At 63.0% G+C, this 19,877-nt stretch carries 19 protein-coding genes and 1 pseudogene; 7 read left to right on the forward strand and 13 right to left on the reverse strand.

The annotated features are described in order from the left end of the window. The first annotated feature begins 2 nt into the window (after positions 1-2). On the forward strand, positions 3-1,556 hold the full coding sequence (locus FQP90_RS12290) for a putative bifunctional diguanylate cyclase/phosphodiesterase (RefSeq protein WP_144650695.1): 1,554 nt from the start codon (positions 3-5) through the stop codon (positions 1,554-1,556). On the opposite strand, the gene FQP90_RS12295 is transcribed toward FQP90_RS12290, so the two are convergent. Then, positions 1,549-2,127, reverse strand: coding sequence for a GNAT family N-acetyltransferase (locus FQP90_RS12295; RefSeq protein WP_144650698.1), 579 nt, complete (start codon positions 2,125-2,127; stop codon positions 1,549-1,551). The genes FQP90_RS12290 and FQP90_RS12295 overlap by 8 nt on opposite strands. Before the next feature lie 108 nt (positions 2,128-2,235). On the opposite strand from FQP90_RS12295, the gene FQP90_RS12300 reads away from it, so the two are divergent. From FQP90_RS12300 to FQP90_RS12320, 5 genes and pseudogenes are all read left to right on the forward strand, one after another. Continuing rightward, a complete protein-coding gene (locus tag FQP90_RS12300; protein WP_144650701.1) occupies positions 2,236-2,694 on the forward strand; it encodes a hotdog fold thioesterase in 459 nt (152 codons plus the stop codon). Between the two features lie 7 nt (positions 2,695-2,701). Then, positions 2,702-4,051: a phenylacetate--CoA ligase PaaK gene (gene paaK, locus FQP90_RS12305; protein ID WP_144650704.1), complete on the forward strand. Its 1,350-nt coding sequence runs from the start codon at positions 2,702-2,704 to the stop codon at positions 4,049-4,051. Between the two features lie 37 nt (positions 4,052-4,088). Beyond that, positions 4,089-4,691, forward strand: coding sequence for a TetR/AcrR family transcriptional regulator (locus FQP90_RS12310; protein ID WP_144650707.1), 603 nt, complete (start codon positions 4,089-4,091; stop codon positions 4,689-4,691). A 245-nt stretch (positions 4,692-4,936) separates the two neighbouring features. Continuing rightward, a pseudogene (locus FQP90_RS12315) lies at positions 4,937-5,144 on the forward strand (transposase); the annotation flags it as partial. Positions 5,145-5,167: 23 nt separating this feature from the next. Continuing rightward, positions 5,168-5,389, forward strand: coding sequence for a hypothetical protein (locus FQP90_RS12320; protein WP_144650710.1), 222 nt, complete (start codon positions 5,168-5,170; stop codon positions 5,387-5,389). 39 nt (positions 5,390-5,428) lie between these two features. Here FQP90_RS12320 and paaZ read toward each other — a convergent pair whose 3' ends face one another. From paaZ to FQP90_RS12370, 10 genes are all read right to left on the reverse strand, one after another. Further along, a complete protein-coding gene (paaZ, locus tag FQP90_RS12325; protein WP_144650713.1) occupies positions 5,429-7,528 on the reverse strand; it encodes a phenylacetic acid degradation bifunctional protein PaaZ in 2,100 nt (699 codons plus the stop codon). A 138-nt stretch (positions 7,529-7,666) separates the two neighbouring features. Further along, positions 7,667-8,683 carry a glycosyltransferase family 2 protein gene (locus tag FQP90_RS12330; protein WP_244296745.1) on the reverse strand — a complete coding sequence of 339 codons (1,017 nt, stop codon included), beginning with the start codon at positions 8,681-8,683 and terminating at the stop codon, positions 7,667-7,669. Then, entirely contained in the window at positions 8,680-9,408 is a 729-nt protein-coding gene (locus FQP90_RS12335; protein WP_144650716.1) for a tyrosine-protein phosphatase, read from the reverse strand. The genes FQP90_RS12330 and FQP90_RS12335 overlap by 4 nt, the downstream gene beginning before the upstream one ends. A gap of 53 nt (positions 9,409-9,461) precedes the next feature. Further along, complete coding sequence (locus tag FQP90_RS12340; protein WP_144650719.1) at positions 9,462-10,358, reverse strand: SGNH/GDSL hydrolase family protein; 897 nt, start codon at positions 10,356-10,358, stop codon at positions 9,462-9,464. A gap of 145 nt (positions 10,359-10,503) precedes the next feature. Beyond that, positions 10,504-11,100, reverse strand: coding sequence for a GNAT family N-acetyltransferase (locus FQP90_RS12345; RefSeq protein ID WP_144650722.1), 597 nt, complete (start codon positions 11,098-11,100; stop codon positions 10,504-10,506). A 26-nt stretch (positions 11,101-11,126) separates the two neighbouring features. Further along, positions 11,127-11,993 carry a 3-hydroxyacyl-CoA dehydrogenase family protein gene (locus FQP90_RS12350; RefSeq protein ID WP_144650725.1) on the reverse strand — a complete coding sequence of 289 codons (867 nt, stop codon included), beginning with the start codon at positions 11,991-11,993 and terminating at the stop codon, positions 11,127-11,129. After that, positions 11,990-12,793 carry an enoyl-CoA hydratase/isomerase family protein gene (locus FQP90_RS12355; RefSeq protein ID WP_144650727.1) on the reverse strand — a complete coding sequence of 268 codons (804 nt, stop codon included), beginning with the start codon at positions 12,791-12,793 and terminating at the stop codon, positions 11,990-11,992. The genes FQP90_RS12350 and FQP90_RS12355 overlap by 4 nt, the downstream gene beginning before the upstream one ends. After that, entirely contained in the window at positions 12,793-14,019 is a 1,227-nt protein-coding gene (locus FQP90_RS12360; RefSeq protein WP_144650730.1) for a thiolase family protein, read from the reverse strand. Before FQP90_RS12360 ends, FQP90_RS12355 begins: the two co-directional genes overlap by 1 nt. 140 nt (positions 14,020-14,159) lie before the next feature. Next, positions 14,160-14,816, reverse strand: coding sequence for a pentapeptide repeat-containing protein (locus FQP90_RS12365; RefSeq protein ID WP_144650734.1), 657 nt, complete (start codon positions 14,814-14,816; stop codon positions 14,160-14,162). Next, a complete protein-coding gene (locus FQP90_RS12370) occupies positions 14,816-15,274 on the reverse strand; it encodes an SRPBCC family protein (RefSeq protein ID WP_144650737.1) in 459 nt (152 codons plus the stop codon). Before FQP90_RS12370 ends, FQP90_RS12365 begins: the two co-directional genes overlap by 1 nt. Positions 15,275-15,598: 324 nt before the next feature. Here FQP90_RS12370 and FQP90_RS12375 point away from each other — a divergent pair, with 324 nt between their 5' ends. Further along, complete coding sequence (locus tag FQP90_RS12375; RefSeq protein WP_244296746.1) at positions 15,599-16,369, forward strand: DUF559 domain-containing protein; 771 nt, start codon at positions 15,599-15,601, stop codon at positions 16,367-16,369. A gap of 130 nt (positions 16,370-16,499) precedes the next feature. On the opposite strand, the gene FQP90_RS12380 is transcribed toward FQP90_RS12375, so the two are convergent. Beyond that, positions 16,500-17,963, reverse strand: coding sequence for an amino acid permease (locus FQP90_RS12380; protein WP_144650742.1), 1,464 nt, complete (start codon positions 17,961-17,963; stop codon positions 16,500-16,502). A 217-nt stretch (positions 17,964-18,180) separates the two neighbouring features. Beyond that, a complete protein-coding gene (locus tag FQP90_RS12385) occupies positions 18,181-19,875 on the reverse strand; it encodes an FG-GAP-like repeat-containing protein (RefSeq protein ID WP_144650745.1) in 1,695 nt (564 codons plus the stop codon). Between the last annotated feature and the right edge of the window lie 2 nt (positions 19,876-19,877).

Below are 19,877 nucleotides of genomic sequence, written 5' to 3' on the forward strand. Positions count from 1 at the left end.
GCATGTCCGAAGAGAAAATGTACTCCGGCGACGACCCCCGCTTGGGGTTGCTCTTGGAAGGCATCGTCAGGCTGGCCGCTGGGGATCTCAACACCAGGATCGAAGTCTCGGACGCACGCGATGAAATCGATGCTGTGATCATGGGAACCAACCTCCTGGCCGAAGACCTCCAGATCGTGTACGAAGAGCTCGAACAAAGGGTGCAGGCCCGGACGCAGCAGCTCAACGAAGCCCACTTGGCGATGCAACACATGGCTATGACTGATCCGCTGACCGGCCTGCACAACCGCTCCGCCTTCGCCTCCGCCTTGAGCGAAGCCCAAGCTGTTGGGGAGGAACGCGGCACCCGTGCGGCCATACTCCTGTTGGACATGGACGGATTCAAGGCCATCAACGACTCCTTGGGCCACACCATCGGCGACAAAGTCCTGGAAACCGTAGCCAATCGCATCAGCGGGGCCGTTCGCGGCCAAGACATGGTGGCCCGGATGGGCGGGGACGAATTCGCTGTCCTGATCCCGGACGTGACCCCTGCGGTGGCGGCCTCCATTGGCAACCGCATCCTCGCTGCAGTGGTGGGCGTCATGGAGATTGAGGGTCAGCATCTCCGCTGTGGTGCCAGCATGGGCCTCCGGATGGCCGACCCCGGCCAGAGGGCGGAAGAGCTGATGATGGAAGCAGACATCGCCATGTACGAGTCCAAGGCTGATGGACGCGGCAAGCTCAAAGTGTTTGAACCGGCCATGTTGCATGCCCGGCAGATGCGGAACCAATTGGTGGGCGAGCTCAAAGACGCGATCGCGGGCTCGCAACTGGTGCTCTACTACCAGCCCATCATCCGCCTGGACACCCGCGGAATCGAAGGTGTGGAAGCCCTGGTCCGGTGGAACCACCCTTCCCGTGGGATCATCATGCCGGACGAGTTCATCCCCATCGCCGAGGAAACGGGAATGATCTCCGACCTGGGCGGCTGGGTGCTCCGCACCGGCGTCGAACAGTTGAAGAAATGGCGCAGCGACCCCCTGACGGCGAGCCACGACTTCACCATGCGCATCAACGTATCGGCTGCAGACTTGCAGCGACTGGAGTTCATCGAAGACGTGCGGGACGCCTTGGCCTCCGCCGATCTGGACCCCTCGCTCCTGGTCCTTGAACTGACCGAAAGCGCCGTCATCCAGGGCAACGACCTGGACCGTTATACGCTCATGAGCCTGCGCCGCCTGGGCGTGGGACTGGAAATCGACGACTTCGGCACGGGCTACTCCTCCATCAGCTATCTCCGGCGGTTGCCCGTAGACGCGGTGAAGGTGGATCGGACGCTTCTTTCGGCCTTGGGCAGCGACCCGTCGCAGCCCGCCCTGCTTGCCGCCGTGCTGCAACTCATCCGGGCATGCGGCCTGAATGCCGTGTGGGAGGGCATCGAAGACGCCGGGCAGGCCGAGTATCTCTTGAGCATCGGTTGCACCAGCGGCCAGGGATACTACTTCAGCCGGCCGCTGCCCGAGGAGCAGCTGACCGACCAGCTGAAGCACCATAAGGCGTGGCCTGTCAGCTGATGGTCCGGGTCCATGGATGGTGCCGCGTGCGCCACTCCGAGTCCAGAATGGCGTAGATGTTCTCGGTGGCCCACTGGCCCTTGTAATGCCAGTTGTCCACCAAGGTTGCTTCGAGCCGCATGCCCAAGCGCTGACAAATACCGGCCGACCCTACATTCAAGGCATCCAGCTTCGCATCAACGCGGTGGAAGGAAAACTGCTCGAACGCAAGCTTCAGCACGGCCTCGGCCGCCTCAGTGGCAATGCCGTGGCCGCGGGCGTCCGGGTGCAGGATCCAGCCCAGCTCGGCTTGGCCGGTCCCCTCCAGCCACTTCAGCACCACCTCACCCAACAGGCCCGGCTGCTCCTTGCGCTCGATAGCCAGGCAAACCCAGTCCCCTTCCTGGTTGAACTCGAAATTCGCGTACCGACCAAGGACTTCCATGGACTTGGTCTTGGTCAGCTCATTGCGTAAAAGGAACCGCGCAGTCTCGGGCAGCGATTGGTAGCCGTGGAAACGGTCGAGGTCTTCAGCCTCGAAGCGCCGCAGGACAAGTCGATCAGTGATGATGGGAAGCTCAATTTCGGGCATGCACTCGAGGCTACTAGCTATGGCTGAATCGTGGTCCAGTCTTGACACGTGGCGCGATCTGGGATTACCTAATGAACATTCGGTAAATAAAGCTGGAGGCAATGACGCATGGTTGAAACAACCCTCTCCGGTGCTTCGCACCACATCCTGACGAACGACTACGCGTCCGAATGGATGGGCATCGAAGTCCTCAAGATCGACGACGGCCATGCCACCATCCGCATGCACCTCCGCCAGGAAATGCTCAACGGTTTCGGCATGGCACACGGCGGAATGATCTTCGCCTTCGGTGACACCGCCTTTGCCCTGGCCTGCAACCCGGCCAACCCCACGCCCAAGCAAGCTGCCAACATCACTGTGGCGTCCGGCGTCGACATCAACTTCATCAAGCCGGCGTTCCAAGGCCAGGTGATCACCGCCGTCGCAGACCGCCGCGCGAGTACCGGCCGCAGCGGCCTGTACGACATCCAGATCTACGCGGCCGACGCCGATGCCACCCCGGACACCGCGCCCGGCGAACTCATTGCTGAGTTCCGAGGCCGCAGCCGCACTATCTCCAAGAAGTAGGAACCTCATGACCCAGAACACCGTGGCCGCACCCACAGCTTCCCCATCGAAGGCAACTGCTCCCGTGCTGGACCGTGAAGAGACCATCTCCCGCGACGAACTGGAGGCCCTGCAGCTCAGCCGCCTCCAGCACACGGTGGCCTACGCGTACGATCGCGTTCCGCTGTACAAGCGCAAGTTCGACGAAGCCGGCGTGCACCCGTCGGACCTCCGCGAGTTGAGCGACCTTGGCAAGTTCCCTTACACCACCAAGGAAGACCTGCGCCTGGAGTACCCCTTCGGCATGTTCGCCGTCCCGCAGGACCAGGTGGCGCGCATCCACGCCAGCTCCGGCACCACCGGCCGTCCCACAGTGGTGGGCTACACCAAGAACGACCTCGCCAACTGGGCAACCCTGGTGGCCCGTTCCTTCCGCGCTTCCGGCGTCCGGCCCGGCATGAAGGTCCACAACGCCTACGGCTACGGCCTCTTCACCGGCGGCCTGGGCGCTCACGCCGGCGCCGAAGCGCTCGGCTGCACCGTTATTCCGATGTCCGGCGGCCAGACTGAACGCCAGATCCAGCTCATCCAGGACTTCAAGCCGGACGCCATCCTGGCCACGCCGACCTACCTGTTGACCATTGCGGACGCCATGGCACACCAGGGCATCGACCCCACCTCCACCTCGCTCAAGTACGCAGTGCTCGGCGCCGAACCGTGGACCGAAGAGATGCGCCACGAACTTGAGGTCACCATGAACATCAAGGCCTCGGACATCTACGGGCTCTCCGAGGTCATGGGCCCGGGCGTTGCCGGCGAGGCTGTTGAAACGCAGGACGGCTGCCATATCTGGGAAGACCACTTCCGCCCCGAAATCATCGACCCCTTCGATCACTCCACGGTCCTGGACGACGGCGAACCCGGAGAACTCGTGTTCACATCCTTGACCAAGGAAGCGCTGCCGATCATCCGCTACCGCACCAAGGACCTTACCCGCCTGCTTCCCGGCACCGCACGCCCCGCTCACCGCCGGATGGGCCGCATCACCGGTCGCAGCGACGACATGATCATCCTCCGCGGCGTGAACCTCTTCCCGTCGCAGATCGAAGAAATCGCCCTGCGCATCCCGGAGCTCAGCCCGCACTTCCAGCTCGAAATCACCCGCCCTGAGGGCAAGCGCATGGATTCGCTGACTGTGAAGATTGAGCGCCGCGAGAACGTTCCGTCCGAGGCAGGCACGACGGCGGCACACACCTTGCGTGAGCAGATCAAGATTCACGTCGGGTCATCTTGCGTCGTTGATGTGGTGGAGCCCGGTTCCCTTGAGCGCTCCAACGGCAAGCTCCGCCGCATCTACGACATGCGTCCCAAGGGCTGAGCGCCTTCCGCCGTTGAGATCGTGAGAAAATGCCAGCATGCCTACTGAGACCACCACCAAGCGCGGACGGCCCGGTTACGACCAGCAGTCGGTGCTCCGCATCGCCGTCGACGTGTTCAACCGCCACGGGTACGATGCAACGTCCATGGGCATCCTGGCCGAGAACCTGGGGATCTCGAAGTCAGCCATCTACCACCACGTGCCGTCCAAGGGCGATCTCCTGAAGCTCGCCCTGGACCACGCGCTGGGCGGCCTGGAGGCCATCCTGGAAGAGCCTTCAGCCACGTCCGGGCCGGCCGACGCGCGGCTCGAGTTCGTGGTGCGGCAAACCATCGCTGTGCTGGTGGACAGGTTGCCGTTCGTGACCCTGCTCCTGCGCTTGCGCGGAAACACGGAGATCGAGCGGGACGCACTGGAACGCCGGCGTGCGTTCGACCACAAGGTGGCTGAGCTGATCTCGGCTGCCCGTGAGGACGGCTCCTTGCGCCAGGACATCGATCCCCGCACGGTCACGCGCCTGCTGTTCGGCACCATCAACTCGATCGTTGAGTGGTACAAGCCCGGAGGCTCCCTGTCCCCTGAAAAGCTCGCGGACGACGTCATCACCATGGCCTTCGACGGGCTCCACACGGCCGCCTGACCCTCTCTCACCTCCCACACCCCAACCCGCCAACCCTCACTCACATCCCACACCCGACCGGCCGTCAGAGAGCAAACACCAGTCCTCGGGTCCGCCGTGACGGCTTCCTGGGGGTGTCTTCATAACGATGGATCCGGGGTTGGCCTGACACGCCAAACGTTGGCCTGCGGGGAGGACTGATCATGAGCGAGGCCATGGGTCCCAGGGCGACTGAGGTGGATCAGCAAGAGTTGGTGACCGAGATTGGCCCGGTGGAGATGGATGTGCCCCGGGATACTGGGTCCACGTTCGATCCCCCAAACGATGAAGAAGCGACAGCGTCGGACGACCGTCGTCGACGGAATCGTTCTGTCCTTGAGCGCGAAAGGGCTCACTACCGCGGAGATTGCGGTGCATTTCGCCGACGTGTCCGGCGCGACGGTTTCCAAGGACACCATCTCCGGGATCACCGTGTAGGTCGTAGGGGAAATGACCGAGTGGCAAAACCATCCTCTGGACTGTGTGCTCGCGTGGACTGTGTGCTCGCGGCGATGTCCATCGACGCGATCAATACAGCCTGGCCCCCAGCCGTGGTTCGGACCCGACTCTGGCACGACGCCTGGAGCGAGTTCATGCTCTTCCTGGGCTACGACGTCGCGATCAGAAAAGTCATACGCGAGGAAGTGAGAGAGCGCCACCCCAAACCCCACGGGACATGAGAGAGCGCCACCCCAAACCCCACGGGAGGTGAGAGAGGGTTACTTCTCCACGAGGGTCAGGACGTCGTAGGTGGCCACGATCTCGTCATTCTGGTTGGTCAGGACGGCGTCCCAGGCCACCTCGCCGTATTCGTCGGTCTCACGCGGGGTGATCTTCTTGGCCGTCAGCGTGACGCGGATGGAGTCGCCGGCCGCAACGGGGGTGATGAAGCGCAGGTTCTCCAAGCCGTAGTTGGCCAGCACGGGACCCGGCGCGGGCTCCACAAAGAGTCCGGCTGCCCAGCTCAGCAGCAGGTAACCGTGGGCCACGATGCCGGGGAAGAACGGGTTGGCCTCGGCAGCTTCCTGGTTGGTGTGCGCGTAGAACGTGTCTCCCGTGGAGTTGGCGAAGGCGGTGATGTCCTCGAGGGTCACCTGGCGCAGCTCCGAACGCACGGCGTCACCGATGCGGAGGGTCGAGAGGTGCTTCCGGAACGGGTGCTCGCCTTCTGTCTCAACAGTAAAGTTGCGGTCGGCGCCGGTGTGCCACTGGCCAGTCACCGCGGTGAGCATGTTGGGCGAGCCCTGGATGGCGGTGCGCTGCATGTGGTGCAGGACCGAGCGGATACCGCCCAGTTCTTCGCCGCCGCCGGCGCGGCCGGGACCACCGTGGACCAGGTGCGGGACGGGCGAGCCGTGGCCGGTGGATGTGCGTGCGTCTTCGCGGTTGAGCATGTGCACGCGGCCGTGGTGGGCGGCGATGCCCATGACCAGCTCGCGGGCCACGGCGGGATCGTTGGTGCAGACGGAGGCTACCAGCGAACCGGAGCCGCGGGCGGCCAGTCGGACGGCATCGGCAACGTCGGAGTAGCCGATCACCGAAGAAACAGGACCGAAGGCTTCAAGGGAGTGGACTTCCTCGGCTTCGGCATCAGCCCAGCTAAGGAGGACCGGCGACATGAACGCGCCGTCCTCCACCACGCCTACGGTGCCGCCAACCGAGGTGACCGACGGCGCATCAAGAGATCCGTACGCAAGCTCACCGCCGGCGTCGAGCATTGACTGAACGGCAGCGCGGACGTCGGCGAGCTGCTCCAGCGACGCGAGGGCGCCCATGGTGACGCCCTCGGCGCGCGGGTCGCCGACGACCACGCGCTCGGTGATGCGGGCTCCGACGGCGGCCGCGACATCAGCGGTCAACTCCTGTGGAACGATGATGCGGCGGATGGCGGTGCACTTCTGCCCTGCCTTGACGGTCATCTCGGTGACGACGGCTTTGATGAAAGCGTCGAACTCGGGAGTGCCGGGGACGGCGTCGGGGCCCAGGATTGCGGCGTTGAGGGAGTCGGTCTCGGAAGTGAACCGGACGCCTCCCTGCACCACGTTGTTGTGGCTCTTGAGGGAGTTTGCGGTGGACGCGGAACCAGTAAAGGAGACGAGGTCGCGGTAGTCGAGTTCGTCCAGGATGGTTCGGGCGGACCCGGAGATCAGCTGAAGGGAGCCTGCCGGAAGGATGCCGGACTCGATGATCGCCTTGACCGCCGCAGCGGCAACGTAGCCCGTGGGCGTAGCCGGCTTCACGATGGTGGGGACACCGGCCAGGAAGGACGGTGCGAATTTCTCCAGCATGCCCCAAACAGGGAAGTTGAAGGCATTGATCTGCACGGCGACGCCCGGAATGCGGGTGTAGATGTGCTCGGCAACGAATGAGCCATCCTTGGACAGGGTTTCCATGGGGCCGTCCACCACCACCTGCGAGTTGGGCAGTTCACGGCGGCCCTTGGAACCGAAGGTGAAGAGCACGCCAATGCCGCCGTCGATGTCGATCATGTTGTCGATCTTGGTGGCGCCTGACTGCGACGACGACGCGTACAGTTCCTCGCGCCGGCCGTTCAGGTACATGGCAAGCTCTTTGAGCTTGAGCGCGCGCTGGTGGAACGTCAGCTTCCCAAGTTCTGCCTGGCCTGTGGTCCGGGCAAAGTTCACGACGGCGGACAGGTCCAGGCCGTCGGTGCTCACGTTCGCCAGGACTTCTCCGGTGCTGGCGTCACGAACCGGGACCTTCTTCGCATCAGGTGCCGGGGTCCACCAGGCATCCTGGACGTAGCTGGGGACGGTGGCAACGGCTGTGGTTTCCGGGGCGACTGCGGTAGTGGTCATCGTCGACGGGTCCTTCCAAGGCACAGGAAATCGGCACGGTCAGAGTGTGACTGGAGCCAACATTACTGACCGGCCGTTCGGTAATATATACAGGGTACATGAATGCCCGGAGGAGTACAGCAGTTATTTCCTGGGGGCCTAGCCCCGACCACCCAGCTTCTTCGCCAACAGCAACGGCTTCTTGAGGAACTCCCCCACGCTGGTGCGGGAAATCAGCGTCTGGTTCAGGGCGTCCAAGCGTTCCAAAACGTGGTCGAGCTTGGCCGCGGATTCGTCGAGGCGGCGTTGCTGGGCGCGGATCAGCTCCTCCTGCTCCGCAAGGATGCGGGACAGGTACAACACCGTGCCCAGCCCACCCTGGGCCACGCCGTCGCGGAGATGTTCGTCGCGGACCAAGGCATCGTAGTGGGCGTGCTCGGCGGCCTTGGCGAAGATGCTGTTGCCATCATGCCCCTCGGATTCGGGCCGCTGCGACCAGAACGCAAGGGGTTCACCGTCCAGGAACCCTACGCGCGAGTGGCTGAGGACCCGCAAGTGGAACTCCCAGTCGCCCACCACCGGCAGATCCTCGTTGTAGTAGCCCACGGCGTCATGGAGGCTGCGACGGTATAGGAAGGAAATAGGCACCGCACGGTTGATCCTGAGCATGTCCGCGAGGGTTATCTGGCGCATGTCCGCCCAGAAGATCTCGCGGCGGACGGGCTCGATCCTGTCCTCCACCAACTCCTCGATGACGATCTCCGTCCGGACCATAACGCCGGCCTGTGCAGCGTGCGCTGGGTCGTCGAGGTACGCGACCGTGCGTTCCAGGAACGTCGGTGCCCAGAAATCATCGTCATCGTGGATCACGACGAACTCGCCGCTGCCGGCCTTGATCCCGGCGTTCGACGCGGCTTCCATGCCCACGGATTCCGAATGGTGGAGGGTGGTAATGCGGGCCTGCTCCGCGTCCGACCGCTGGGAGGTGAGGCGTTCGACGTCGGCCGGATCTCCGCCGTCGTTGACTACCACCAATTCGAAGTCCTGCGAGGTCTGGGCGAAGATGTCATCCAGCGCACGAGCCAGGAAAATCGGGCGGTTCTTGGTTCGGGTCACGATGGTGATGCGGGCACCGGCGGTCATGGCTCGTCCATTCCATTCGGGAAGTGTGATCAATCCTGCATGTTAGCAGCGCTTCCGGCCCGCTCCCCCAGCTTGGCCCGGAGTGCAGCAAGTTGTTCGGCTGATACGCCGTTGGCCGCCAGGAAACCGGCCGCGTCCAGCGAACCAAGGAACTCCCGCAGGCTCGCACGCCGCCGTATCAGTACCGCCTCGAGGTCCTCATCGGACAGGTACGGATCGTGCGCGTGCGGCGCCCCATGGGTGCGGTGCCGCTCGTTGATGCCCCTGGCAGCGAGCTCATAGCCGCGCACGATCTCGTCGTCACCGAGGCCCGCCAACTGCTGGAGCATCAGCGCGATCACGCCGCTGCGGTCCCGGCCCGCGGAACAGTGAACCACCACCTTGCCCGGCGACGCCGCGATGGCTTTGAAGACCGCCGCAATCTTGTCCCCGAAGAGCTCCAGGTAAGCCCCGTAGTGCTCAGGATCCTTCAGATACGGGCCGAACAGCTCGCTGAAGTCGCTATGGTCCGGGTCTTCCGTTGGGCAATGTACGACGTCGATGCGCGCCTTCACATCGTCCCGCACCTGGGGATCGGTGTCGCGCTGCTTCCGCTCGCGGGAGGCGCGGAGATCGATAACGGTGCGGACGCCGTCGTCGTACATCTGCTGCCACCCGGCCTCGGTGACCCATTCGTGCCGGCCCATCCGATACACGTCCCCGGCAATCATCCACGCGTTCACTGCACCGTCCCAGTGGACCTTGGTTGTCCCTTCCATAGGAGCCAGCTAAGCACAAAGGCAGGTCTGCGGGTGAGCCTGCCGCCGAGACCCTACCGTTTGGCGAGTTGGGTCAGCTTTACTGAAGAAAGCAGGGCTGATGCGTAGGCTCGGTGCCCGGCGTCGTTGGGGTGGAAGTTCGCGTCCAACAACGGCTGGGTCAGGTCCAGCACGATCCATGGGTTGTCCGAGTTCACCGCGTGGCCTGTGAACCGCTTAGCGACGTCGACGAACACAGCATTGGTGCCGCTCTCCGCTACAGCCTTGGCGATGGTGGCGTTGAGGGCATCCACTGCTTGGTTGACGAGGATCTGGTTGGCTACCGGGACCACGGTGGCCCCGCCCAACACGATGTCGCCCTCCGAGGGATCAAAAAGCCGGGGGTATCCCAGGACAGCAATGGTGGCATTCGGCGCAGCAAACTGGATGGACTGGTAAGTACCTTCCAAGGCGGCTTCGACGATACCCAGGTTCTGGATGATCCCGGCAACGATGACCGCACAAGATTGTGTATCGGGCGAGGCGCACGCCTGCAACGCGAGCCCACTTCCCGCATCCAGGGCACCGGCAGTGATGCTCACCAAGTCGGTCTCACTGTTGAGGGCAGCCCCGCTCAATTCCGCGATCTGCTGCACGACCGGCGTGGAAGTTCCAATAGGGCCCAGGAACGCACCGTGGCAGGCGGCGTTATCAATAAGGGCTACCCGAGCGGAGGCACCGGCGATGTCCACGTATCCGCCGGCGCTTTGCCAGCAAGGAATGGCTGGGATAGGTCCGGCAAGATCCCCTGCACCCGTTCCCGCCGTGTACGAATCACCCAAGGCGACATAGTTGACGGGCGGAGGTGGTGCGGCAGTCGCCGGACTCGCCGTGAATCCCACCACGAGTGCCAGGGCGGCGAGCCCGCTCGCCAGAACCGTGTGCCGCCGTCGTGCTTGATGAGTTGCCATGATGTTCCCCTTCATAACGCTCCGTGGGGCTCCGGCCTCCCGCAGGTGCGGAAGTTGCGGCTCGCCCACCAGTCGGCCGCGTACCGGGGCAATGTGTGGGCAAGGTTACGCCTACGGCTGTGTGGTGAAAAGACCTTGACAGGCGCTACGCGCCGTACTTGGCCAACCGGAACTCCAAGCCGTTCCGCACCGCGGGCCACTCGTGCTCCAGGATGGAGAACACCACGGTGTCCCGGAGGGCACCATCTGCGCTGCGTGAGTGGTTCCGCAGCACTCCGTCCTGTTTGGCACCGAGCCGTGCAATAGCGTCGCGGGACTGCTGGTTGAGCCAGTGCGTACGAAACTCCACGGCCGGGCAGCCCAAGGTTTCAAACGCGTGCCGGAGGAGCAGCAGCTTGGAATCCGGGTTGGTTCCCGTGCCGTGAGCCGACGCAGCGTTCCAGGTTGAGCCGATCTCCAGCCGGGGCGTCACCGCATCAATGTTCATGTATGTCGTCATACCGATGAGGTTGCCCGTCGCGTTGGACCGCGTGGCGAACGGCACCATGGAGCCTTTTGCCTGCAGGTCCAGGCGCCGATCGATCTCAGCCGCCATGCCCTCCGGCGTCGGAACCGAGGTGTACCAGAGCTTCCAGAGATCACCGTCACGGGCTGCATCAACCAGCCCGTCGTGGTGTTCCTGGCTCAACGGTTCCAGCGTCACGAATTTTCCGGTCAGGGTGATGGGTTCGATTGAAGTCACCCGGATAGCCTAACCGCCCGTGGGCGTCAGTCGTTCCAGTCGAAGAAGCCCTTGCCCGTCTTGCGTCCCAGTTCGCCGCGCGCCACTTTGTCCCGGAGGATCTGCGGCGGAGCGAAGCGGTCGCCCAGCGTTGAATGAAGGTACTCCGCGATGCCCAAACGAACATCCAGGCCCACAATGTCGGTGGTCTTCAGTGGACCCGTGGGGTGCTTGTACCCGAGCACCATGGCGGCGTCGATGTCCTCCGCCGAAGCCACGCCTTCCTCCACCATGCGCATAGCCTCAAGGGCAATCGCGACGCCCAGCCTGGAGGACGCAAAGCCAGGAGCGTCATTAACGACGACGGCGGTCTTGCCGAGTGCCTCGGTCCAGCTTTTCGCCGCAACAGCGAGTTCGGGAGACGTCTCCTTGGCCAGCACCACTTCAATGAGGGTGGAAGCCGGCACCGGGTTGAAGAAGTGGAGCCCCACGAAGTTGGCCGGACGGCGGAGCTCGTTGGCAAGGCCGGTCACGGACAAGGAAGAGGTGTTGGACGCGAGGAAAGCGTCCGCGGACAAGTGCTCCTCCACAGCCTTTAGTGCAGTGACCTTGAGCTCGTAGTCCTCGGGCACGGCCTCCACCACGAGTCCGCAGTGAATGAAGGATTCGTAATCCGTGGAGGTACTGAAGCGGGACAGCGCCTCTTCTGGAGTTTCGCCCAGGGTGCCGCGGGCTGCGGACTTGGCAACTGCCTCAGCTACTCGGCCTTGGGCTCCTGCTGCTGCTTCGTGGTCGCGTTCCACCACGATCACCGTTGCGCCCTTGGTGAGGAATGCGTGTGCGATGCCGGCGCCCATCCGGCCACCACCGAGGACACCGACGACGTGCGGAATGGCGGGAGCTGTGGTCGTCATTTCTGGGTCCTGTCTTGCGTGGAAGCGTCGGAATCTTTCGAAGCCTTGGCCGACTTCTTGTCGAGGAAGGCCTGCATGCGGTCGAACTTGGCTTGGGACTCGAAGAGGATTCCCTGGGCCAGTGTGTCGATCAGCGGGTGAGCCTCGGCGGGGGCATGGAACACGGACTTGGTGATGCGCACGGCCAAGGGATCCTGGCGGCCAATCCGGTCCGCCAGCTTGTGCGCTGCATCCATGAGCTCGGGCGCCTCATGGATCTCAGTGATGAGGCTGATCCGCAGTGCTTCCTCTGCGCGCAGGACGGCTCCGGCCAGGAGGATCTCCTTGGCCTTCGGTTCTCCCACCAGTTCCTTGAGACGCCAGCTTGCACCGGCGGCGGCGAGGATTCCCAGGCCCGTTTCCGGGTTGCCGATACGCACGCTCGGCGTACCAATACGGAAATCGGCAGCGTAAGCCAGCTCGGCCCCGCCGCCCAGGCAGTATCCGTCCAAAGCCGCGATGACAGGCATGGGCAACTTGGCGATGCGGACAAAGATCGTGGAGTTGATCCCCTGCAAGGCGTCGTCCCTGCGCCGCTCCCGCAGCTGGCCGATGTCGGCACCAGAAGCGAACACACCTTCGGTACCGGCGATGATCAGCACCTTCGGGTTGCGTTCCAGCTCGGCACACACCTGATGGAGCTCATCCACCATCGTCTGATCGATCGCGTTGCGGACCTCGGGGCGATTCAACAGAACCGTGAGGCGGTCTTCGCGTTCTTCAAGGAGGAGAGTGGTGAAGTCGTCCGGATTCAGAGCCATTACACGCCTTCCAGCAGCATCGCGGTGCCTTGCCCAACGCCGATGCACATGGTCGCCAGGCCAAGTTTCGGTCCAGTGGTGGAGGCCAGTTCGCGCTCCATGCGGCCCAGCAGCGTAATCGCAATACGTGAGCCGCTGGAACCCAGCGGGTGCCCCAAACTGATGGCACCGCCGTCGTTGTTCACAATGTCCGGATCCAGCCCCAGGCGACGCATGCTCGCCAGCGACTGGGTGGCGAACGCTTCGTTCAGTTCCACGGCGCCGAGCTGGTCCACGGTGAGGCCGGTGCGGGACAGGATCTTCTGCGTGGCCGGGACCGGGCCGATGCCCATGATTTCCGGCTCGCAGCCTGCAGAGGCGCCGTCGACGATGCGGGCGCGCGGAGTCAGGCCGAACTTCTTGATGGCGGCTTCGGAGGCCACAATGATGGCCGAGGCGCCGTCGTTCAACGTGGAAGAGTTGCCTGCCGTCACCACGGATCCACCGGGAACCACAGGCCGCAGCCCAGCCAGGACGTCCATGGTGGTGCCCTCGCGGGGGCCCTCGTCGGTGTCCACCACGGTCTCGGACTTCCGATTCTTGACCGTGACGGGAACAATCTCGTCCTTGAAGCGCCCGCCGGCGATGGCTGCCAAGGCCCTTTCATGGGAACGGACGGCAAAGGCGTCGGCGTCCTCACGGGAGATGCTGTCCACGCGGCCTACTTCCTCGGCCGTTTCAGGCATGGAGTAGGTCATCTTGCCGTCGCGGGAGAGCTCGCCCTTGGTGAAGAGCGGGTTGGCGAAACGCCAGCCGATGGAGGTATCGAAGATCTGGCCCGGCTTGGCGAAGGCCGTGGACGGCTTCTCCTGGACCCACGGCGCACGGCTCATGGACTCGACGCCGCCGGCCACCACGATGTCCGCAGCACCGGACTTGATCATGTGGCTCGCCATGATGATGGCGCTCAGGCCCGAGGCGCACAGGCGGTTCACGGTGATGCCGGGGATGTGGAGGGGAAGTCCGGCCAGGATGGTGGCCATGCGTGCGACGTTGCGGTTTTCCTCGCCTGCGCCGTTGGCGTTGCCCAGGATGACTTCGTCAATGGAGTCAGGATCGACGCCGGCACGCGCCACAGCTTCCCGGACCACCAATGCGGCGAGATCATCCGGGCGGACTGAGGACAGAGCCCCACCGTAGCGACCTACAGGCGTGCGTGCGCCGCCAACAAGAAAAGCCTCGACCATGAGAACATCCTTCGCGAAGTGAAAGGGACCGGTCGCGAATAATATACCGACCGTTCGTTCTATAAAGATTACACGGCGCAGCGGGCCGGTCAACAGATGAAGCCCTCAGCAAGGGACAACCCGCCCGGCCCGCCACAACATCAGACCACCCGGATCCCCAAGTGACCGGCCAACAGCGGCGCCATAAGGCTCAACTGGTAGTCGTCAATAATTACGCCTGCCAGCCCCGCCAAACCGTTGATTCCGCGGAATTCCGACGTCCGGAGATCCACGTCCTTCAGCTTGGCTCCCGTGACATCCAAGGTTCCGATGGTGCAGTTCTTCAGGGCCACGCGTGTGCCTGCGCAGTTTCCGAGGTCGAGCTCGTTGATGATGCAGTCCGAAATCTGGACGTCCATGAGCTTGGAGCCACGCAGGTTCACGTAGTCCAGTTTGCCGCCGTCGATTCGGACTGATCGCCAATTGCCCTCATAAAGTTCGGCAGACCCCCAGCGTGGATTGCTGATCTCCACGTCCTGCCAGGAGCTCCGTGCCGCAGTGAAGACCGGGGCGTACGGCTCTGCGAGGATGCACTCACGGAAGGTGGCTCCGCGCAATTGGGCCTCATTGAAGGACACGCCGTTGAACTCGCACTCGATGAAATCCGAGCCACTCAGCTCTTCCCCGTCAGCGGACACTTTGGTGAACCTGACGCCGTCGTACCGTTCGCCACGCTGGAAGTCCGGGGCGTCGTCGTCGCGAAGTTCGTCCAACCGCACCGGCGAAATTTTAGGGGCCGCTACCTTCACAGCCGCCATCAGAGCGATTCCGCTTTGGCTGCGATCTCGGACAAGTCCTTGGCCAGGGCCTTCCGGGTCATGCTCATCCCGATCTTGCCGAACAAGGCCATGCCCACCTTGCTGAGAAGGGAGGGGTTGATCATCTCGGCGCCGAACGTCATGGTGAGGTCTGTGCCGCCGTCGCGCTCACTCAAGTTGAAGCGCGTGGTGTAGTCCGCGCCGCCTTGGAGGGCCTTGATGGTGGTGCTGCGGGGCGGGTCCGTGTGCGACACCCACATTTCGACCGTTTCCTGCCTGCCCATCATGGTGCGGGTTTCCTTCCAGCGGGTGCCTTCACCGTACGGACCCTCGCTGAGCATTTGGATTGCGTTGATGCCGGAAAGCGTGCCGGCCGATCCTGGAATGTCCGAAAGGACCGCCCAGACCTTCTCCGGACTGGCGTTGACGTGCTGCGTCAGGGTGGTGGTGTGTTCCATACATCGAGCCTAGACCCGACCCCCGACACTCCCAACTGACTGGCATTAGTGGTTGTTCTGAGCGCTCAAAACAACCACTAATGCCAGTCAGTTGGGAGCGAGTACGTGCGGCCTGTGGATAACCGCCCGCCCGCTTCAAGGATTTGCCAGCATGGGAAAATGCGTATCCCCAAGCAGCTGCCCGATCGCCTTGGAGGCGCCCCTTTCACCTGGCAAGAAGCGCTCGACGCCGGCGTCTCCCGTCAGAGGTGGAGGCACTGGGGGCTTGACTCACCAAGCCGAGGGATACGGAGCCCCACCACCGGCCAAGCGACCGAACTAGCCATGACGATCCGGCCTTACACGGTCATTACACCGTTTTCCGCGGCCTCCCACGCTACGGCGTTCGTGCTCTGGGAATTCCCTGGTTTCCTGCCGGGCAGCCACGAATCTGTCATCCACATTTCACGGCCGGACACCATGGCAATCCCGCGAAGGAAGGGTGTGGTGGGACATGTAGGGCAGTTCTTCGAGGACGAAATTGCCAACCACAACGGCTTGCTCGTCACCAGCCGTGCACGGACGTGGCTCGATTGCGCCCGGAAGATGAGCATTGACGAGATCACCGTGGTGGCTGATCACCTCCTGCGGGCGCCAAGGGCTGAGTTCGAGGGGCGCAGCGACCCTTACTGCACGCGTGAAGATCTTGAAACCATGCTTGACCGCCATAAAGGGACACCGGGAATCCGGAAGGCGCGCCTTGCACTGGAGCAGGCCCGCATCGGAGCCGATTCCGGGCCCGAAACGCGGCTTCGCCTGGCACTTGAGCGGGCAGGGCTGCCACAGGTGGAGGTGAACCGGCCCACCGAACTGGGTTCCGGCGTCGTGCGTCAACCCGACCTATCCTGTCCCGAGCTCCGGGTGGCGGTGGAATACGAAGGCGAGGGCCACTCAGATGCTGCCCAGATTGTCCGGGACATTGAGCGGGAAGAGGACTTTAGTCGCGCCGGATGGACACTTGTCCGCATTTCAAAACGCCACATGAGAAACGACGCTCGCTCAGCCGTGTCCAAAGTCCGGAATGCGCTGATTGGCCAAGGCTGGACGCCCAAGTAGCTGGCATTAGTGGTTGTTTTGAGCGCTCAAAACAACCACTAATGCCAGTCAGTTGGGTACGGGTACGCGAACGGCGAGTGCCTCCGAAAAGGAGGCACCCGCCGTCGAGCGTTTTGACGAGTGGAGAGGCTTAGCTGAACAGCTCGCTCTTGGGCTCGTTGTTCTTGACCTTCTGCCAGCCCAGCCACAGGATCAGGGCGAAGAACGGGATGGTGGCCAGCGTCCAGAGGCCCAGCAGGAAGACCTCGCCGGTTTCCTTGTTGGTCATGGTGTCGAAGCCGATCAGCACGGTGATGGCCAGCAGTGCGATGAGGCCAAGCCAGCTGGTCCACGGAGAACCGGGCATCGGCAAGCTGGAGACATTGCCGCGCTTCTTACGCAAGGCAATCTGGCTCGCGAAGATGGATCCCCATGTAAAGATCACGCCGATGGAAGCCGTGTTCAGTGCGAGGTCGAACGCGTGCGAACCACCCAGCCAGATGTTGAGCAGGATGCCCACGAGGTACACGCCGCCGATGGCCAAAATTGCCGCGTAAGGAACGTGGCGGGTGGACATCTTGGTGAGCCACTGCGGAGCGTGGCCGTTGTTGGCCATGGTGCGGAAGATGCGGCCGATCGAGTACAGGCCCGAGTTGCAGGAGGACAACGCAGCGGTAATGACGATCATGTTCATGACGTCACCCATCCAGCCGAGGCCCATCTGGCCGAACACGGTGACGAACGGCGAAGTGCCGGCAACGTATTGGTCGGACGGCAGCAGCATTGCAAGCAGCGTCACCGAGCCGACGTAGAAGACAACAATACGGATCACGACGGCGCGGATCGCCTTGGGAACTTCACGTTCCGGATTCTCCATCTCACCTGCGGTAATGCCGACGAGTTCGATGGCGTTGTAAGCGAAGATCACGGCGTTGAGGACCAGGATCATCACCAGGCCACCCTTGGGGAACATTCCGCCGTCTTCGTGGAACAGGTTGGCCACTGACGCGTTGCCTTCGCCCACCTTCGCGTTGGTGACCACCATGAACGTGCCAACAGCCAGGAAGATCACGATCGCCGCAACCTTGAGGCAGGAGGCCCAGAATTCGAATTCGCCGAACGCCTTGACACTGAACAGGTTCACGGCCACCAGCAGCACCAGCGCTGCGATGGCGGACAGTTCAATGGGCACGTTCGGGAAGAAGAACTGGAAGTAGAGGCCGATCGCGATGAGCTCGGCGATGCCTGTCATGGCCCAGTTGATGAAGTACATCCACCCGGAGAGGAAGGCGCCCTTCTTGCCGAACATTTCACCGGCGTAGCTCACGAAAGAGCCGGACGTCTGGCGGTACATGATGAGTTCGCCGAGGGCGCGCATCAGCAGGTAAGCGATGACGCCGGCAATGGCGTAGGAGAAGATCAGGGCAGGGCCGGTGGAGGCCAGACGGCCACCGGCACCCATGAACAGGCCGACGCCGATCGCGCCACCCATGGCGATCATGGTGACGTGGCGGCGGCTCAGGGTCTTCTGGTATCCCTCGGCACTGAGGGTGGAGCCCGCGGCTGCGGATGAGGCCTTGGGGCTCTGGAGATCTGTGGGAGTACTTTGCGGCACAGCTGTTCCTTGTGGGTTGGGGTATTGCTGTAGGGGTTACGCCAGTGCCGGAACACGGGCGGCTTTGGCACACAAAATTCGAGCTTTTCCTCGTTTGAGGACCCGAAGTGTGACAAAGAACGCAGAACACCGAAGGTTCGCGCAACCCGTCTATCTTACGGGATTAACCCGAATGCCCGTGACGCAGGCAACAAGAGGCGAGGGAAAAGGCTCGTCGCTAGAGAAGAGCACTCATGACATTCCAACCGGAACCCACCTTGGCGGGAGCCAGCCAGCCTCCTTGGCCGTTGCCGGGGTACACCCAAAGAGACCCGCCACCGTCACGGGCAAGAATGTCGGTATGGCCGTCGCTGTCGAAGTCACCTGGCCCTGACAGCTCAGACATGCCGTTCCAGCCAGAACCGATCCTGACGGCATTGAGCCAACCGCCACGACCGTTCCCGGGGTACAACCACAAAGCACCCCCGGCATCGCGGGCCAGAACGTCCGGCTTGCCGTCCCCGCTGAAATCTCCCGGCCCGACGAGCTCTGACAGTCCGTTCCCGCCCCAGCCAACCTGGACCCGCTGAAGCCAGCCACCCGTGCCATTGCCCGGATACAACCACAAATTGCCACTGCCGTCCCGCGCCAAGACATCAGGCTTTCCATCGCCGCTGACGTCGCCCGGCGCGACCAGCTCGGACATTGCATTCCACCCCGAGCCAACCTGGACCCGCTGAAGCCAGCCACCCTTGCCGTTACCCGGGTACAACCACAGCACCCCACCGGCATCGCGAGCCAAAACATCTGCGTGCCCGTCAGTGTTGAAGTCTCCTGCCGTCATCAAGTGATTCATGACATTCCATCCTTGACCGGCCTGAATCCGCGAAAGCCAGCCGCCTGAGCCATCGGAGGGGTACAGCCACAGCAAGCCGCTCCCATCCCTGGCAATGATGTCCGGGTGCGCGTCGCTATTGAAGTCTTTATTGGCGTGATCCCTCACCACGGAGACGGTGCCATCGCTGGCGTTGGCCACATATGTAATGTGCCTGACGGGGTCCAGCGCTATGCCTACTGGCGTCTCTCCGACGGGGACGGCGGTGTTGACACCGCGGCCGCTGGTGACAGACAACTTGTTGGCATACAAGGTCGTCATGTAGACAGCGTGGGTCCCAGGGTCCACGGCGATCCACTCTGGAGCACCGCCTGTGATCATCTTTTCCTGGACGACCTTGGAGCCATTGATGACATAGAGGCGTCCGCCGGCGGATGGAGCTGTAACGAATACGTCGTGAGTCTGCGGGTCCACCGCCACCCCTTGCAGCGAGTAGCTGCTGACCTTGATGGTGCCTGTGACGGAGGCGCCATTGATGACATAGAGGCTGCCATCACCACTTGGGGCGTAGACAGTGTGGGTTCCCGGGTCCACGGCGACGCCCCACGAGTCATGCCCGACTGCAATAGTCGAGGTCACCGTAGTCCCCTTGATGACGGAAATACTGCCGGATTGGGAGTTTGCGACATATGCCGTGTGAGTCGCAGGGTCCACCGCTATGCCGTAGGGATGCCCACCCACTGCCACTGTTGCCGTCACCTTGGTCCCGTTGATGATGGAGACAGAGTTGTCACCCCAGTTGGTCACATACGCCGTGTGAGTGCTTGGATCCACAGCGATGTTGCGTGGCTCCCGGCCAACCGAAATCCTTGCTGTGATAGTGCTCCCGTTGATGACAGCTACCGTGCCGCTCGCGTCGTCACTCACGTAGAGGGTTCCTGTTTGAGGATCAACGGCAGCACCTACGGGAGTACCACCGACGTTGATCGTATCCGTCACATCCGGTGTAGCCGAAGCACCGCCGGCTGACATGGTCGAAACGGTCAGAATCACGGCAAGGGCAACGGGCCACGCGCGGCCGCGGGTCAGGATTCGCATAA

This window comes from Paenarthrobacter nitroguajacolicus (assembly GCF_007786235.1).
Lineage (GTDB): Bacteria > Actinomycetota > Actinomycetes > Actinomycetales > Micrococcaceae > Arthrobacter > Arthrobacter nitroguajacolicus_A.